Genomic DNA, 16,255 nt, shown 5'->3' with positions numbered 1-16,255 from the left:
CATGTGGTGGGGCGAACCACGCGTTGACCCTGATGGGATGCACCCGTATGCTATAAGACGCGCTGCGGGCCTGTGCGCCTCGGACGGAGCAGGCCGCGCTCGCATCTGTTGTATGTCCCCTCGGTTGATCGGGGCGCTTCCGGAACCCAGGTTCGGGTGAGCGCTTCTCAGGCTGTCCGGCTTCGGCGGTGCGATAACGGGCCCCATGCGTAGCAGTGCCTACGACACCTTGTCCGTACCGGAGCCCTTTACCACATGACGAGCAGCACCGAGACCACCGTGACCACCCCGCAGGTTGCGGTCAACGACATCGGTTCCGAGGAAGACTTCCTCGCCGCGATCGACGAGACGATCAAGTATTTCAACGACGGCGACATCGTCGACGGCGTCATCGTGAAGGTCGACCGGGACGAGGTCCTGCTCGACATCGGCTACAAGACGGAAGGGGTCATCCCCTCCCGCGAGCTGTCGATCAAGCACGACGTGGACCCCAACGAGGTCGTGGCCGTCGGTGACGAGATCGAGGCCCTGGTTCTCCAGAAGGAGGACAAGGAAGGCCGGCTGATCCTGTCCAAGAAGCGCGCTCAGTACGAGCGTGCCTGGGGCACCATCGAGAAGATCAAGGACGAGGACGGCATCGTCACCGGTACCGTCATCGAGGTCGTCAAGGGTGGTCTCATCCTCGACATCGGCCTCCGCGGCTTCCTCCCGGCCTCCCTGGTCGAGATGCGCCGCGTCCGCGACCTCCAGCCGTACGTCGGCAAGGAGCTTGAGGCCAAGATCATCGAGCTGGACAAGAACCGCAACAACGTGGTCCTGTCCCGCCGTGCCTGGCTGGAGCAGACCCAGAGCGAGGTCCGCCAGACCTTCCTCACCACCCTCCAGAAGGGTCAGGTGCGCTCCGGCGTCGTCTCCTCCATCGTCAACTTCGGTGCCTTCGTGGACCTGGGTGGCGTGGACGGTCTGGTCCACGTCTCCGAGCTGTCCTGGAAGCACATCGACCACCCGTCGGAGGTCGTGGAGGTCGGCCAGGAGGTCACCGTCGAGGTCCTCGACGTCGACATGGACCGCGAGCGTGTCTCCCTGTCGCTGAAGGCGACCCAGGAAGACCCGTGGCAGCAGTTCGCCCGCACCCACCAGATCGGTCAGGTCGTCCCGGGCAAGGTCACCAAGCTGGTGCCGTTCGGTGCGTTCGTCCGGGTGGACGAGGGCATCGAGGGTCTGGTCCACATCTCCGAGCTGGCCGAGCGCCACGTGGAGATCCCGGAGCAGGTCGTCCAGGTCAACGACGAGATCTTCGTCAAGGTCATCGACATCGACCTGGAGCGTCGCCGCATCAGCCTCTCGCTGAAGCAGGCGAACGAGAACTTCGGCCCGGACCCGCTGGCCGTCGAGTTCGACCCGACCCTGTACGGCATGGCCGCGTCCTACGACGACCAGGGCAACTACATTTACCCCGAGGGCTTCGACCCCGAGGCCAACGACTGGCTGGAGGGGTACGAGAAGCAGCGCGAGGAGTGGGAGCGCCAGTACGCGGAGGCGCAGACCCGCTTCGAGCAGCACCAGGCGCAGGTCGTCAAGTCCCGCGAGGCGGACGCCCAGGCCGAGGCCGAGGCGGCGGGTGCCGGCGTTCCGGCGCCGCAGTCCGGCGGCAGCGGTGGCGGCGGCACCTCGTACTCGTCCGAGGGCGCTGAGGACACCGGCGCGCTGGCCTCCGACGAGGCGCTGGCGGCGCTCCGCGAGAAGCTGGCCGGCGGCCAGAGCTGACCGCTCGCCGCTGACACTGCCGAGCGGTAGGGCAGGCTGATCGACGTCAGGGCCCGCACCCCACCAGGGGCGCGGGCCCTGACGCATGTTCCGGGAATGCCCTGGCGTCAGGGGGCGTTCAGCACTGTGCACGCAAGACAGCGGAAGGGGTGCGGTGACGGTGCGCGATCCGCAGGAGTTGTACGCATGGGACCCTCGTGGTCTCCGGCTGGCCGAGCAGAGCGGGGACGGGGTGGACGGCGCCGGGCCGGTGCTGATCTACCAGTTCGACGGCTTCATCGACGCGGGGGAGACCGGCGCGCAGCTCATCGAGGAACTGCTGGACGGGCGCCCGTACACCACGGTGGCGCGCTTCGACCACGACCGGCTGATCGACTACCGGGCGCGGCGCCCCGCGATGACCTTCCGGCGTGACCGCTGGACGGCGTACGAGACCCCGCGGCTTGAGCTGCGGCTGGTGCACGACGAGACGCACCAGCCGTTCCTCGTGCTGTCCGGGCCGGAGCCCGATGTGGAGTGGGAGCGGTTCGCGGCGGCGCTGCGGCAGATCGTGGAGCGGTTGCGGGTACGGCTGGCGGTGACCTTCCACGGCATTCCGATGGGGGTGCCGCACACCCGGCCGGTGGGGCTGACGCCGCACGGCAACCGTACGGATCTGCTGCCCGCGCACCGGGGCATGTTCGACGAGGCGCAGGTGCCGGGGAGCGCGGCGGCGCTGGTGGAGCTGCGGCTGGCCGAGGCGGGGCACGATGTGCTGGGCGTGGCGGCGCACGTGCCGCACTACATCGCGCGCTCGCGGTATCCGGACGCCGCGCTGGTGGTGCTTGAGGCGATCACCGGGGCGACGGGTCTGGTGCTGCCGAAGGTGGCGCACGCGCTGCGCAACCGGGCGCTGAAGACGCAGAACGAGATCGAGCGGGAGCTGGCCGAGGGCGACTCGGAGCTGGTGGCGGTGGTGCGCGGCCTTGAGCAGCAGTACGACGCGCTGGCGGGGGCGGCGACGCGCGGTTCGCTGGTGGCGGAGCCGGCGGAGCTGCCGTCCGCCGACGAGCTGGGTGAGGTCTTCGAGCGGTTCCTCGCCGAGCGGGAGCAGGGGGACGGCGAACGGTAGCCTGCGGGCATGCTGAGCGTGGGACTGACCGGCGGGATCGGGGCGGGCAAGAGCGAGGCCGTACGGCTGCTGGCGGAGCACGGTGCGGTGGTCGTGGACTCGGACCGGATCGCCCGGGAGGTGGTGGCACCAGGGACGCCGGGGCTGGCGGCGGTGGTCGAGGAGTTCGGGCCCGGGGTGCTGGCGGCCGATGGTTCGCTGGACCGGGCGGCCCTGGGGCGGATCGTCTTCGCCGATCAGGAGCGGCTGGCGGCGCTGAACGCGATCGTGCATCCGCTGGTCGCGCGGCGCTCGGCACAGCTGCGGGCGGCGGCGCCCGAGGGGGCGGTGGTGGTGCACGACGTGCCGCTGCTGACCGAGAACGGGCTGGCCGGCCAGTACGACCTGGTGGTGGTCGTGGACGCGGCGCCGCACGTGCGGCTGGAGCGGTTGGTGCGGGCGCGCGGGATGAGCGAGGCGGACGCCCGGGCCCGGATGGCGGCGCAGGCGAGCCGGGAGCAGCGGCTGGCGATCGCCGATGTGGTGCTGCGCAATGACGGCACCCGGGAGGAGCTGGCCGGGCAGGTGGAGCGGCTGTGGGAGCGGCTGCGGGAGTGGCCGAACCGTACCGCCGGGGCCTGATGGCACCAGCGGTACGGTCCGGGCCGGCCCGTACCGTACGGCTCGCTAGGTCCTGTCTGACAATCCCGCCTGGCCCGCGTCGCCTGGCACAGGGGGCACCTCCCAGGCCCCCAAGGGCCTGGGGGAACCTCGCTGCACTCCGCTTCGCTCCGTCTCTGCTCTGTTGAGGGACCTGGGAAGCAGAGCTGTCGAGACGCCCAAGTAGCCCCTCCCCAAGCTCTTCGAGCAGGGGATGCCCCAGCGAGGATGCCCCTCCGCCGTGCGATGCGCCCCCAGCCCTCCCCAAGCTCTTCGAGCGGGGGATACCCCATGGCCGGGAGGTGCCCCCTGCACCAGACAACGCGGGCCTGACCGGCGCCATGTGTCAGACAGGACCTAGCCGGTGGCCGGACCGTTCGTCCCTGGCACGGGGCGCTCGTCCCGGCCGGCGTAGGCGGCGAGCGGCCGGATGAGGGAGTTGGCGGCCAGCTGTTCCGTGATGTGGGCGGTCCAGCCGGTGATCCGGCTCATCACGAAGATCGGGGTGAAGGCGGCCACGTCGAAGCCCATCAGGTGGTAGGCGAGCGCCGCCGGATAGTCGAGGTTGGGGTGGATGCCCTTGCGGGCGAACACCTCCTCGCGCAGCGCGCCGTGCAGCGCCGCCAGCCGCAGGGCGGCCGGGTCGGTGGCGGCGGCCACCAGCTCGTCGGTGGCCCGCTGCATGATCGGGACCCGGGAGTCGCCGTGTTTGTACACGCGGTGCCCGAAACCCATGATCCTGCGGTGGCCGGCCAGTGCCGCCTCCAGCCACGGCGCCACCCGGTCGGGGTCGCCGATCTCGCGCAGGGTGTGGAGTACGGCCTCGTTGGCGCCGCCGTGCAGCGGGCCCTTGAGCGCGCCGATGGCGGCGGTGACCGCGCTGTACAGGTCGGAGAGGGTGGAGGTGACCACCCGGGCGGTGAAGGTGGAGGCGTTGAAGCTGTGTTCGGCGTACAGGATGAGGGAGATCTCGAAGCAGCGGACGGTCCGCGGGTCCGGCACCTCGCCGAAGCACATGTGGAAGAAGTTCTCCGCGTAGCCGAGTGAGCCGTCCGGGCCGATCGGGGCCAGGCCGCGGCGGCGGCGCAGCTCGGCGGCGACGACGGTGGGCAGCTTCGCCAGCAGGGCGAGTGAGGTGGCGCGGTTGGCGGCCGGGCTGCTGTCGTCCTCGGCCGGGTCCTCGGCGCCGAAGAAGCTGACGGCGGTGCGCAGTACGTCCATCGGGTGGCAGGTGCGCGGCAGGGTGGCCAGCAGTTCGGCGGTGGTGCGGTCCAGGGGCCGCATGGCGCGCTCGCGGGCCTGGAACTCGCGCAGCTGTACGGCGTCGGGGAGTTCGCCGTACCACAGCAGATGGGCGACCTCCTCGAAGGAGTGGCGTCCGGCCAGGTCCTGGACCGGATAGCCGCGGTAGGTGAGGGAGTTGGTGGCCTCGATGACGGTGGAGATCTCGGTGGTGTCCACGACGACGCCGGCCAGACCGCGGTGGATCTGGGGCTGCGCGGGGGTGAGGGTGCTCATGGCTGTCTCCAGCGGGTCGGGTCAGCTGCCGGGCGGGAGGGTGAAGTCGTGGACGGAGGAGTCGAAGGCGGTGTAGCCGGCGTAGTCGAGCACCTCGTAGAGCCGGGAGCGGGTCTGCATCCGGGGCAGCAGGGACTCCTGGGTGCCGGTGTCGGCGAGGGTGCGCAGGCCCTCCTCGACGGCGCCGTTGGCGAGCCGGAAGAGGGTGACGGGGTAGAGGGCGATGGTGTAGCCGAGGTTTTCCAGTTGGGCGGCGGTCAGCAGCGGGGTCTTGCCGAATTCGGTCATGTTGGCGAGCAGCGGTACGTCCAGGGCGTCCCGGAAGGCGGCGAACTCGGCCTCGCCGGAGAGCGCTTCGGGGAAGATGGCGTCCGCGCCGGCCTCCACGTACGCCTTGGCCCGGTCGATGGCGGCCGGCAGGCCCTCGACGGCGCGGGCGTCGGTGCGGGCCATCAGTAGGAAGTCCGGGTCGCGGCGGGCCTGGGCGGCGGCGCGTACCCGTTGGACCATCTCGTCGCGGGTGACCAGGGTCTTGCCGTCCAGATGGCCGCAGCGTTTGACGGCGATCTGGTCCTCCAGATGCAGCCCGGCCAGGCCGGCGTCCTCCATCAGCTGGACGGTGCGGGCGGCGTTGACGGGTGCGCCGAAGCCGGTGTCGGCGTCGATGAGGACGGGCAGGTCGGTGACCCGGGTGATCTGCTGGGCGCGGCCGGCGATCTCGGTGGCGGTGGTGAGGCCGATGTCCGGCAGGCACAGCTCGGCGGCGAGCACGGCGCCCGAGAGGTAGGCGGCCTCGAAGCCGTGCTCCTGGATGAGGCGGGCGGTGTACGGGCTGGTGGCGCCGGGCAGTTGCAGCAGCCGGCCGGTGGCGAGCCGGTCGCGCAGGGCGCGGCGGCGGCCGGCCGCGGTGGTGCGGGTGTGGAACATCAGAACAGGCCCTTCGGGAGGCGGCGGTCGTGGTCGGCGAGGGCCGCCGTGTCGACGGCGGGGAAGAGCGCGTCCAGGCCGGCGGCGTCCAGGGTGGGCAGTTGGCCGGCGGCGGCCAGGAAGTCGTCCTGGGCGGTGGGCTGGACGCTGTCGGCCGCCAGGGCGCGGAACTTGGCGTGGTAGGCGGCCCGGTCGAAGGGGCGGGCGCCGGCCGGGTGGGCGTCGGCGACGGCGAGTTCGTCCTCGATGACGGTGCCGTCCCGCAGGGTGATCTCGGCGCGGGCGCCGAACGCCCGCCGCTCGGGGTCGGGATGGTGGTAGCGGCGGGTCCACTCGGGGTCCTCGACGGTGGAGATCCGCTGCCACAGGGCGACGGTGCCCGGCCGCGCGGCGCGCTCGGGGGTGTAGGAGTGCTCGTGGTGCCAGGCGCCGTCCTCCAGGGCGACGGCGAAGATGTACGGCACGGAGTGGTCCAGGGTCTCCCGGGTGGCGGCCGGGTCGTACTTCTGCGGGTCGCCGGAGCCGGAGCCGATCACGTGGTGGGTGTGGTGGCTGGTGTGCAGCACGATCCGCGCGATGCCGGCCGGCGGGCCGGTGCGTTCGCGCAGCCGGCGGGCGAGGTCGATGACGGCCTGCGCCTGGTATTCGGCGGAGTGTTCCTTGGTGTAGGTGTCGAGGATGGCGCGGCGCGGCTCGCCGGGCTCGGGCAGCGGCACGGTGTACGCGGCGTCGGGTCCGTCCAGCAGCCGGGCGAGGAAGCCGTCCTCGCCCTCGTAGATGGGGGAGGGGGAGCGTTCGCCGCGCATCGCCCGGTCGACGGCCTCGATGGCGGCCTTGGCGGCGAAGGCCGGGGCGAACGCCTTCCAGCTGGAGATCTCGCCCTTGCGGGACTGCCGGGTGGCGGTGGTGGTGTGCACGGCCTGCTGGATCGCCTGGTGGACGACCTCGGTGGGCAGCCCCAGCAGCGCGCCGATGCCGCCGGCGGTGGCGGCGCCGAGGTGGGCCACGTGGTCGATGCGGTGCTTGTGCAGGCAGATGCCGCGCACCAGGGCGACGTGGAGGTCGTAGCCGGCGAGGATGCCGCGCAGCAGGTCGGCGCCGGTGCGGCGGGTGTGCTGGGCGACGGCGAGCAGCGGCGGGATGTTGTCGCCGGGGTGGGAGTAGTCGGCGGCCAGGAAGGTGTCGTGGTAGTCGAGTTCGCGGACCGCCGTGCCGTTGGCCCAGGCGGCCCATTCGGGGGTGACGCGGCGCCGGGCGCCGAGCACGGTGGCGCCGGGGGCGGCGGCCGGGTGCGCGAGGGCCTGGGCGCGGGCGACCGCGACCGGGCGGCGGCGCAGCGCGGCGACGGCCACGGCGGCGTTGTCGATCACCCGGTTGGCGGCCATCTCCACGGCGCGCGGGTCCTGCTCGGCGGCGTCGGCGGTGCCGGTGGCGACGGCGGCCAGCCGCCAGGCGAGCTGATCCTCGCGGGGCAGCGGATCGGCGCTGGCGTGGACGCGTACCTGATGGTCGATCACGGGACTCCTCGGCCGGGGGTGGTGGTGTTTTCACTGTGAGACTTCCCTGCGGGGAAGCGGCGAGCGACCCGTCCACGCTGCGAAATCCATCCGCCGGAAGGTGTGGAACAGCGAATCCTGCGAACTTTGCGGATGCTAGATTCGCAAGCCGGGGGAGGTACGTACGGCGATGTACGGGAAGGCGGCCGACGCGATGGCACGGACCCCGGGGCGCAAGATCTACGCTCACGCGAAGGTGCGGCGGCTGCGCACCGGACGCGGCATGAACCAGGTGCAGCTGGCCCGGGTGCTGGGGATCTCCACCAGCTACCTCAATCAGATCGAGCACAGCCAGCGCCCGCTGACCGCGCCGGTGCTGCTGCGGCTCGCGGAGGTCTTCGGCGTCGATCCGGAGTTCTTCTCCCAGGCCGAGGAGGAGCGGCTGGCCACCGGCGTACGGGCGGCGCTGGCCGATGAGGCGTCCGGGGTGACGGTGGGGGTGGAGGAGGCCGCCGAGGTGGCGCGCGACCATCCGGAGGTGGCGCGGGCGCTGGTGGCGCTCCATCAGCGCTACCGGGACGCCGCCGAACGGGTGGCGACGCTCGCCCCGCGCGACGGCCCGGCCGGACCGGCGGCGCTGTCCCCTGCGGAGCCGCACGACGACGTACGGGACTTCTTCTACGCCCACCACAACCACTTCGCGGAGCTGGACGCGGAGGCGGAGCGGACGGCGCGGCGGCTGGGCCTGGACCCGGCGGCGCCGGCCGGCGCGGCGGTGCTGCGGGCGTATCTGGCGCGGCAGCACCAGGTACGGGTGCTGCGGGCCGGCCCCGAACACGCGGGGGACGCGCGCCGGCTGGACGCGGAGAACCGGCTGCTGTTCCTGTCGCCGTGGCTGACGGAGGGCCAGCAGGCGTTCCAGCTGGCCACCCAGCTGGCGCTGCTGGAGCAGGGGCCGCTGTTGGACGCCCTGGTGGGCGGCGCCGACCTGTCGTCGGCGCAGGCCGCGCGGCTGGCGCGGATCGGCCTGGCGAACTACTTCGCGGGCGCGCTGCTGATGCCGTACACCGGGTTCCTGGCGGCGGCCGAGAGCCTGCGCTACGACATCGAACTGCTCCAGGCGAGGTTCGGGGTGGGGTTCGAGACGGTGTGCCACCGGCTGAGCACCCTCCAGCGGGCGGGCCGGCGCGGGGTGCCGTTCTCGTTCCTGCGGGTGGACCGGGCCGGGAACATCTCCAAGCGGCAGTCCGCCACCGCGTTCCACTTCTCCCGGCTGGGCGGCACCTGCCCCCTGTGGACGGTGTACGAGGCGTTCTCTGCGCCGGGCCGGATTCTCACCCAGGTGGCGGAGATGCCGGACGGCGAGCGGTACTTCTGGATGGCCAGGACGGTGACCCGGGGCGGCTTCGGGCACCGGGCGCCGCGCGCGGAGTTCGCGGTGGCGCTGGGGTGCGAGCTGCGGCACGCGCAGCGGCTGGTGTACGCGGAGGGGATCGCCCTGGACGACCCGCGGGCGGCCACCCCGATCGGTCTCGGCTGCCGGATCTGCGACCGCCGGGACTGCGCCCAAAGAGCCCGTCCCCCGGCCACCGGCCGGCTGGCGGCCGACCCGAACCGCCGCACCCTGGTCCCCTATCCGGTGGAGACGCCGGACCACCCCGGCGACGCGTGACCGACACCGGGGGCCGCCTCCGCCGCTTCCACGTCCGACGGCGCCTGCCGGTGCTCCGCCGGATCACCGGCCCGCCGGGATCGCCGGCCCGGGCGGCCCGGGCGGCCGGGCCGGCCGGGGCACTCCTGGCCGACCCCGTTCGGCGGCGGCTGCCCGGCGGCTGCCGGGCCGCCGGAGCAGCGAGCGAGCCGGGTGGGCCGCCGCGTGAAGCTGCTCAGCGGCGGAGGTGGAAGCGGGCCCGGCGGCGCAGTCGGCGCATGCGGTCGGTGCGCTCCCGGGAGTACCGGTCCAGCTCCTCCATCACCCGCAGTGACCGCTTCTCCACATCCAGCTCGTCGAGCATCCGGTCCGCCTCCGCCAGCATCGAGCCGTGGAACTGCCACTGCCGGGGATGCTCCCGCACCCCGGCCAGCATCAGCCGCGCCAGCCGCTCCCGGCTGGCGCGACTCGCCTCCAGCTCCTTGATCAGCTTGCCCTCCGCCTCCTCCGCGGCGGCGTTGACCTGGCTGGTGATGAGCGTGGCGAAACTGTCCACGGCGCTGGCCAGGTGCGCCAGCAGATCCCGCAGCGCCGGAGCCACCTCGGGCGGTACCAGTGGCTCCCCGGTGCGGCGGGCGGCGATGTCGGTCTGCGAGCGGGACATGGTGCGCAGGATGACGGCGCACACCTCCAGGGTGTCCAGGCCGGTGCGCAGCACGATCCTGGTGAGCAGTCCCTCCTTCACCCGGGGGTTGAGCCGCAGGCTCTCCTCGGCCTGCCGCAGTGAGGCGTCCACATAGGTGATGTCCTGGTCGAGCTGCCGGGCCTCCTCCAGCTTCTGCTCGGCGCGGGTCACCGACAGCCGCTGGGTCTCGGACTGCTCGGCGAGGCGCAGCAGCAGATCGCGCATCCGGGCGGCGAGATCCTCGATGTCCTCGCCGGCGCTCTGGACCCACACCGGTGGTACGAAGATCACGTTGAACAGCAGTCCGACGATCGCGCCGATCAGGGTCTCCGCCACCCGGTCCCAGGCGGTCTCGGCGACCTGCGCCACGCCGAGCACCAGCATGGCGCTGATGGCCACCTCGGGAACGAACTCGCTGACCCGTACCAGGTGCCCCACGGTGAGGGCGCACAGGATGAGCAGGCCCAGGCTCCACCAGCTCAGCCCGACGATGGCGCTGAAGCCGGCCGCCACGGTGACGCCGACCACCACGGAGGTGACCCGGCGGATGCCGGTGGTGATCGTCGCGTACAGGGTGACCTGGACGACCAGCAGGGCGGTCAGCGGAGCGAGCAGCGGGGCACTCACGGTGGTCAGCCACAGCGCGGCGAGATAGGCGAGGGTGGCGGCGGCGGTGGAGCGCAGCGTCTGGGCGACGACCGGCTCCCGGCCGCCGCGTTTGGCGAGGTCGACGACTTGCTCGGACAGATCGGGCACGCTGCCGCCCTTCTGACTGTTCTGCTGCCGCTGGTGACCGGCTCACCCATGTGGCCGCATCGGACATCACACTCTAATCTGACAAAAAGGATGACAGCCAGCGGTCGGGGGCCACACAGCAGGGAGAACCCAGTGAAGGCGGTTGTGTACCAGGAACCCTTCTCCGTCGCGGTCAAGGACGTCGAGGACGCCCGGATACAGGCCCCGAACGATGCCATCGTCCGGGTGACGACCGCGGCGATCTGCGGCTCCGACCTCCATATGTACGAGGGCCGCACCGGAGCCGAACCGGGCATCGTCTTCGGCCACGAGAACATGGGCATCGTCGAGGAGATCGGGGCCGGCGTCACCACCGTCAAGAAGGGCGACCGGGTGGTGATGCCGTTCAATGTGGCCTGCGGCTTCTGCAAGAACTGCCTGGCCGGAAAGACCGGCTTCTGTCTCACGGTCAACAAGGGCTTCGCGGGCGGCGCGTACGGCTATGTGTCGATGGGCCCCTACATGGGCGGCCAGGCCGAGTACCTGCGCGTGCCGTACGCCGACTTCAACTGCCTCCAACTGCCGATGGGCGAGGAACACGAGGACGACTTCGCGCTGCTCGCGGACATCTTCCCCACCGGCTACCACGCCGCCGAAATGGCCCAGGTGTCCCCGGGCGAGTCGGTGTGCGTCTTCGGCGCAGGGCCGGTCGGACTGATGGCGGCCTACTCCTCGATCCTGCGCGGCGCCGCCATGGTGTTCGTGGTGGACCGCCAGCCCGACCGGCTGCGGCTCGCCGAGCGGATCGGCGCGATCCCCATCGACTACAGCCAGGGCGACCCGGTCGGGCAGATCAAGGACCGCACCGGCGGCGAGGGCACCGACAAGGGCATCGACGCGGTCGGCTACCAGGCCACCGTGCGCGAGGGCAGCGAACAGCCGGCCGTCGTGCTCAACACCCTGATCGAGTGCGTACGGCCCACCGGGATGCTCGGCGTGGTCGGCCTGTACGTCCCGGCCGACCCGGGCGGGCCCTCCCAGAGCGCACAGCACGGCGAACTGCTCTTCAAGATGGGCCGGTTCTTCGAGAAGGGCCTGCGGATGGGCACCGGACAGGCCAATGTGAAGGCGTACAACCGGCAGCTCCGCGACATGATCGTCGCCGGCCGGGCGACCCCCAGCTTCCTGGTCTCGCACCGCCTCCCGCTGCGCGAGGCGCCCGGCGCGTACCAGCACTTCGACCAACGCGACGACGGCTGGACCAAGGTCCTCCTCAAACCGGCCATGGCCTGACCCGGCCGCGCCCGCCGCTCACGCCGCGCCCGCCCCTCACGCGTCGGTCTCCCGGGCTCCGACGCGCTCGCCTCGGGCGCGCACCCCCAACCCCTCGTACGGGTGAATACGGGGCGGCCGAGCACTGTGCGACGTGTCCGGCGGGCAGGCTCCGGGCGGTCAGCGGGGGCCGCCGAGGGAGGGTGACGAGATCATGCCGGACAGCACCACCGACACCGGGCTGCCCGGGGCGCCCACGCCGCAGGCGGTGGGGGAGTTCTACGACGCGAACAACCGGGTGATCACCGAGATCTACGGTGGCAGCATGCACTACGGGTACTGGCTGGGCCCGGACGACACCAGTGACTTCGCCACCGCCGGGGAGCGCCTCACCGACCTGCTGATCGGCCGGCTCGGCGTCGGGCCCAGGGACAAGGTGCTGGACCTGGGCTGCGGTACGGGCGGGCCAGGGCTGCGGCTGGCCGCCGCGACCGGCGCGGGGGTCACCGGGGTGTCCATCAGCGCCGGGGACATCGCGCTGGCCGGCGCCCGGGCGGAGGCCGACGGGCTGGCGGGGCAGGTCTGCTTCGAGTTGGCCGACGCGATGGATCTGCCGTACCGGGACCACTCCTTCGACGCCGTGCTGGCCTTCGAGTCGATCGTCCATCTCCCCGACCGGGGCCGTGCCCTCAAGGAGATCGCCCGGGTGCTGCGCCCCGGCGGCCGGCTGGTCCTCACCGATCTCGTGGAACGCGGCCCGGCCGAGGAGGACGAGCACAAACGGCGCGCGGTGGCCGAGATGCTGGCGATCTGGCGGGCCGCCCCGATGGCCCGCGCCGAGCACTACCCCGGCATGGCGCGCGCCGCCGGCCTGGTCATCGACGAGATCACCGACATCACCGACCACACCAAGTACACCGCGGCCCACATCTACGCCGGCACCGACGCCCATCTGCGCCGGCACGGTGAACTCCCGCCGGATCTGGCCCGCATCCACGCCATGGGCGCCCACGTCGACTGGGCGGAGTTCACCGCCGCAGAACAGCGCGACGGCATGATCATCGTGACCGCGCACCGCCCGCACACCGTCACATGACCAGCACCGCCGCGCCGTTGACGCGGTCGGCCGCCAGGTCGTCGAGAGCTCTGTCGGCCTCCGCGAAGGGGTAGGGGGTCGTGGTGGTGCGCAGCGGGTGGGTCTGTGCGGAGGCGAGGAAGGTGCGGCCGTCCTCGCGGGTGTTGGAGGTGACGCTGCGCAGCGTGCGTTCGTGGAAGAGGTGCCGCTCGTAGTCCAGGGCGGGGATGGGGGACAGGTAGATCCCGGCGATGCTCAGGGTGCCGCCCGCGTCCAGGGCCGACAGGGCGGTGGGGACCAGACCGCCCACCGGGGCGAAGAGGATCGCGGCGTCCAGCGGTTCGGGCGGGGCGGCGTGGGCGTCGGCGGCCGAGGCCGCGCCGAGGTCCAGGGCGAGGCGCCGGGCCGCCGGTGAGCGGGTGAGGACATGCACCGTGGCGCCCTCGGCCATGGCCACCTGGGCGGTCAGATGCGCCGAGCCGCCGAAGCCGTAGATGCCGAGCCGGCCGCCCGGCGGCAGGTCGGCGCGGCGCAGCGCGCGGTAGCCGATGATGCCGGCGCACAGCAGCGGGGCCAGCTCGATGTCCGAGTAGCCGGCGGGCAGTTCGTAGGCGTACGCGGCGGGGACGGTGGTGTACTCGGCGTAGCCGCCGTCCGCGTCCCAGCCGGTGTAGCGGGAGTGCGGGCACAGGTTCTCCCGGCCGCGCCGGCAGAACCGGCAGCGCCCGCAGGTGTGGCGCAGCCAGGGGATGCCGACCCGGGAGCCGATGGGGTGGCCGGTGGCGTTCGGTCCGGTCGCCACCACCTCGCCCACCACCTCGTGGCCCGGGACCACCGGGGACCGGTGCGGCGGCAGTTCCCCGTCCCGTACATGCAGATCGGTACGGCACACCCCGCACGCCCGCACCCGTACCAGCAGCTCGTCGGCGGCGGGGCGGGGCACCGGCAGTTCGGCCGGCTCCAGGCGGCCGGGGGTGCGTACGGTCCAGGCGCGCATGGTCGCGGGCACCGCTGCGGGGTTATCGGCAGTCATGTCCGACAAGGTAGTGGTGGCCGTGCCAGGTTGGCCGGGAGGCGACCCGCTCGTTTTGAGGTGGACACCTGACGGTCAATAGGATCCGCCAATGATCATAAGAAAGTGGTCGGTTGCCCTGAGCGGGTTGCTGGCCGTCCTGATGGCGGGCGCGTTCGCGCCCGGCGCCCTCGCCGATGGCGTGGCGCCCGAAGGGGAGCCGCCGCCCCGGGTGGAACTGGTGCTTGATGTCAGCGGTTCCATGAAGACGCGGGACATGGCCGGCGGCCAGTCCCGGATCGCCGCCGCGCAGCAGGCGTTCAACGAGGTGATCGACGCGATGCCGGAGGAGGTGCACCTCGGCATCCGTACGCTGGGCGCGGGCAACCCAGGGGACGACAGGGACGCCGGCTGCCGCGACAGCGATCAGCTGTATCCGGTCGGGCCGGTGAACAAGCTGGAGGCCAAGACCGCCGTGGCCACCCTGCGGCCCACCACCGGCTTCACCCCGATCGGGCTCGCCCTGCGCGAGGCCGACCAGGACCTCGGCGACGTCCCCGGCACCCGCCGGATCGTGCTCATCACCGATGGTGAGGACTCCTGCGGCCAGCCCGACCCGTGCGTGGTGGCCCGGGAACTGGCCGCCAACGGCACCCACCTGGTCATCGACACCCTCGGTCTGACGCTCGATGACGCCGTTCGTGAGCAGCTGAGCTGCATCGCCGAGGCCACCGGTGGCACGTACACCGCCGTCCAGGACGCCGACCAGCTCGCCGACCGGATCGGACAACTCGTCCGGCGCGCCGACATCCCGGTGGAGAACCCGGCCGCCGTCGAGGGCGCCACCGCCTGCGCCGACGCGCCGCTGCTCGGCGCCGGCGTGTACACCGACCGCGCCGAGTTCGGTCAGCCCCGCTGGTACCGGGTGCCGGTCCGGCCCGGCCAGGAGCTGCGGGCCTCGGTCAGCGTCGCCGCCGACCGGGCGATGGACCCCGACCACGGGGTGCTGCTGCGCGCGGTGAGCGAGGACGGCCAGGAGCTGACCCGGGGCACCGGCGCCGGCCACGGCCGTACCGATGTGATGTCCACCGGGCTGCGCTACCCGCTGCCCGAGCCCGAGGAGGGCGACCCGAAGAGCGCGGTCGCCGTCTGCATCGAGGTCTCCAACTCCTTCTCGGTGCCCGAGGGCCAGCCGCGTACCCCTGGTCTGCCCGTTGAGCTGTCCATCGACGTGGTGGCCGGCCCCGACAACCCCTCGGACGTCGCCGCCTTCGGCCTCGCCCGGGGCTGGGTGCCGCTGCTGCTGCTGACCGTCGTCGGCCTGATCGCCGGCGTGCTGTGGGGCCTGCTGGTCCGGATGGGGATCGCGCTGGGGAGGGCCCACTGATGCGACAGGGACTGCGACGTACGATCCAGGGCGCGGCGCTGCTGCCGCTGGCGGGGCTGCTCCTGACCGGGGCCGGCGCGGGCGCTGCCTGGGCCGACGCCCAGGGCGGCCCGGGCGAGGCGGGCACCAACTTCCGCACCGCCACCGTCATCGACCAGGACGAGAGCGCCACCGCCACGGCCTCCACCGGCGACTACCTGTACTGGACGTTCCCGGCCGGCGCCGGGCAGACGGCGACCGCCGAGGCCACCGTCACGCTGCCGGACTCGGCCGCGCGCAGCGGTCCGGTCACCTGGCAGCTGGACGTCTACGACGGGCTGCGCCGGCGCCAGGCGTGCACCCAGGGGCAGCAGACGGCGACCGCGGCGCAGGACGCCGCCTCGCTCACCCTGAGCTGCACCCTGCGCCCGGTGAAGCCGTGGTCCGAGCCGTGGGCGGATGACCCGCTGCCCGGCGCCTACTATCTGCGGCTGACCGTCGTCGAGCTGCCGGAGCGTGACCTCGGGCTCGCGGTCACCGCGCAGGTCGAGGTCACCGCCACCGAGTCGGGCGGCGCGCGGGCGAGTGGCGGCGAGCTGTCCGCGCCGCTGATCCCGGCGGCCAGGGCCGGCTCGATCGTCGATCTGGAGGCCGACCCGGACGCGGACGAGGACGGCGGCGACGACACGGCGACCGGCGTGCAGCCGGTGGCCGTCGCCGAACCCGAGTCCGGCTGGATGGGCTCGTGGTGGACGGACCGCTGGGTGTGGACGGCGGCAGGCGGCGTGCTCGGCGCCATCGCGGGTGTGGCCGGCTACGTACTGATCCGGCCGCGCCACCGGGAGAACTGACCCGGCGGAGCATGTTGGGAACGGAACCGGCCGCCGGGGCACGATAGCCTGGCGGCCGGCTCCGTTCCCGGCCGGTCACAGAATGCGACCACCACCGGTAAGTCCGCCGGGCCGGAGCGCTGTTGACGGCTGAGGGTGAAGCGGGGGGAC

At 72.6% G+C, this 16,255-nt stretch carries 13 protein-coding genes; 8 read left to right on the top strand and 5 right to left on the bottom strand.

The features are described from left to right. The first annotated feature begins 255 nt into the window (after positions 1 to 255). The 3 genes from rpsA to coaE all read left to right on the top strand — a co-directional run bounded on the left by rpsA (position 256) and on the right by coaE (position 3,499). Positions 256 to 1,767 (top strand): 30S ribosomal protein S1, encoded by a 1,512-nt coding sequence (rpsA, locus tag AC5WRL_RS04430; RefSeq protein WP_496086945.1) that lies wholly within the window; start codon positions 256 to 258, stop codon positions 1,765 to 1,767. 160 nt (positions 1,768 to 1,927) lie between these two features. Continuing rightward, positions 1,928 to 2,878 (top strand): proteasome assembly chaperone family protein, encoded by a 951-nt coding sequence (locus AC5WRL_RS04425; RefSeq protein WP_496087514.1) that lies wholly within the window; start codon positions 1,928 to 1,930, stop codon positions 2,876 to 2,878. A 9-nt stretch (positions 2,879 to 2,887) separates the two neighbouring features. Beyond that, a complete protein-coding gene (coaE, locus tag AC5WRL_RS04420; RefSeq protein ID WP_496086944.1) occupies positions 2,888 to 3,499 on the top strand; it encodes a dephospho-CoA kinase in 612 nt (203 codons plus the stop codon). A 375-nt stretch (positions 3,500 to 3,874) separates the two neighbouring features. On the opposite strand, the gene AC5WRL_RS04415 is transcribed toward coaE, so the two are convergent. Genes AC5WRL_RS04415 through AC5WRL_RS04405 form a run of 3 tightly spaced genes read right to left on the bottom strand, consistent with a single transcriptional unit; the run spans position 3,875 to position 7,479 of the window. Beyond that, positions 3,875 to 5,035, bottom strand: coding sequence for a bifunctional 2-methylcitrate synthase/citrate synthase (locus AC5WRL_RS04415; RefSeq protein WP_496086943.1), 1,161 nt, complete (start codon positions 5,033 to 5,035; stop codon positions 3,875 to 3,877). Positions 5,036 to 5,056: 21 nt separating this feature from the next. Next, the gene (gene prpB / locus AC5WRL_RS04410; RefSeq protein ID WP_496086942.1) at positions 5,057 to 5,962 is read right to left on the bottom strand and encodes a methylisocitrate lyase; all 906 of its coding nucleotides are present in this window, start codon (positions 5,960 to 5,962) and stop codon (positions 5,057 to 5,059) included. Beyond that, positions 5,962 to 7,479 carry an MmgE/PrpD family protein gene (locus AC5WRL_RS04405; protein ID WP_496086941.1) on the bottom strand — a complete coding sequence of 506 codons (1,518 nt, stop codon included), beginning with the start codon at positions 7,477 to 7,479 and terminating at the stop codon, positions 5,962 to 5,964. The genes prpB and AC5WRL_RS04405 overlap by 1 nt, the downstream gene beginning before the upstream one ends. Positions 7,480 to 7,672: 193 nt before the next feature. On the opposite strand from AC5WRL_RS04405, the gene AC5WRL_RS04400 reads away from it, so the two are divergent. After that, positions 7,673 to 9,130 carry a short-chain fatty acyl-CoA regulator family protein gene (locus tag AC5WRL_RS04400; RefSeq protein ID WP_496086940.1) on the top strand — a complete coding sequence of 486 codons (1,458 nt, stop codon included), beginning with the start codon at positions 7,673 to 7,675 and terminating at the stop codon, positions 9,128 to 9,130. Positions 9,131 to 9,344: 214 nt separating this feature from the next. Here the strand turns inward: AC5WRL_RS04400 and AC5WRL_RS04395 are convergent, their stop codons facing one another. Next, a complete protein-coding gene (locus AC5WRL_RS04395; RefSeq protein ID WP_496086939.1) occupies positions 9,345 to 10,550 on the bottom strand; it encodes an FUSC family protein in 1,206 nt (401 codons plus the stop codon). 132 nt (positions 10,551 to 10,682) lie between these two features. Between AC5WRL_RS04395 and AC5WRL_RS04390 the strand changes: the two genes are divergently transcribed. Together AC5WRL_RS04390 and AC5WRL_RS04385 are read left to right on the top strand one after the other, a co-directional pair. Beyond that, positions 10,683 to 11,822, top strand: coding sequence for a glutathione-independent formaldehyde dehydrogenase (locus tag AC5WRL_RS04390; RefSeq protein ID WP_496086938.1), 1,140 nt, complete (start codon positions 10,683 to 10,685; stop codon positions 11,820 to 11,822). Positions 11,823 to 12,015: 193 nt separating this feature from the next. After that, on the top strand, positions 12,016 to 12,897 hold the full coding sequence (locus tag AC5WRL_RS04385; RefSeq protein ID WP_496086937.1) for a methyltransferase domain-containing protein: 882 nt from the start codon (positions 12,016 to 12,018) through the stop codon (positions 12,895 to 12,897). Here the strand turns inward: AC5WRL_RS04385 and AC5WRL_RS04380 are convergent. Next, positions 12,890 to 13,873, bottom strand: coding sequence for a zinc-binding alcohol dehydrogenase family protein (locus tag AC5WRL_RS04380; protein ID WP_496087513.1), 984 nt, complete (start codon positions 13,871 to 13,873; stop codon positions 12,890 to 12,892). The genes AC5WRL_RS04385 and AC5WRL_RS04380 overlap by 8 nt on opposite strands. A 127-nt stretch (positions 13,874 to 14,000) precedes the next feature. Here AC5WRL_RS04380 and AC5WRL_RS04375 point away from each other — a divergent pair, with 127 nt between their 5' ends. Beyond that, complete coding sequence (locus AC5WRL_RS04375; RefSeq protein WP_496086936.1) at positions 14,001 to 15,275, top strand: VWA domain-containing protein; 1,275 nt, start codon at positions 14,001 to 14,003, stop codon at positions 15,273 to 15,275. After that, positions 15,275 to 16,105 (top strand): hypothetical protein, encoded by an 831-nt coding sequence (locus AC5WRL_RS04370; protein WP_496086935.1) that lies wholly within the window; start codon positions 15,275 to 15,277, stop codon positions 16,103 to 16,105. Before AC5WRL_RS04375 ends, AC5WRL_RS04370 begins: the two co-directional genes overlap by 1 nt. Positions 16,106 to 16,255 lie beyond the last annotated feature (150 nt).

This window comes from Streptomyces sp. NTD107, assembly GCF_059510435.1.
The sequence above is the reverse complement of the archived record's forward strand: the minus strand, read 5'-3'. Positions and strand labels throughout refer to the sequence as shown.

Excerpts from the sequence above, each read along its gene's own strand:
- AC5WRL_RS04370 (WP_496086935.1), top strand. The coding sequence starts at position 15,275 with ATGCGACAGGGACTGCGACGTACGATCCAGGGCGCGGCGCTGCTGCCG.
- prpB (WP_496086942.1), bottom strand. The coding sequence starts at position 5,962 with ATGTTCCACACCCGCACCACCGCGGCCGGCCGCCGCCGCGCCCTGCGC.
- AC5WRL_RS04380 (WP_496087513.1), bottom strand. The coding sequence starts at position 13,873 with ATGCGCGCCTGGACCGTACGCACCCCCGGCCGCCTGGAGCCGGCCGAA.
- AC5WRL_RS04415 (WP_496086943.1), bottom strand. The coding sequence starts at position 5,035 with ATGAGCACCCTCACCCCCGCGCAGCCCCAGATCCACCGCGGTCTGGCC.
- coaE (WP_496086944.1), top strand. The coding sequence starts at position 2,888 with ATGCTGAGCGTGGGACTGACCGGCGGGATCGGGGCGGGCAAGAGCGAG.
- rpsA (WP_496086945.1), top strand. The coding sequence starts at position 256 with ATGACGAGCAGCACCGAGACCACCGTGACCACCCCGCAGGTTGCGGTC.
- AC5WRL_RS04375 (WP_496086936.1), top strand. The coding sequence starts at position 14,001 with ATGATCATAAGAAAGTGGTCGGTTGCCCTGAGCGGGTTGCTGGCCGTC.
- AC5WRL_RS04385 (WP_496086937.1), top strand. The coding sequence starts at position 12,016 with ATGCCGGACAGCACCACCGACACCGGGCTGCCCGGGGCGCCCACGCCG.
- AC5WRL_RS04400 (WP_496086940.1), top strand. The coding sequence starts at position 7,673 with ATGGCACGGACCCCGGGGCGCAAGATCTACGCTCACGCGAAGGTGCGG.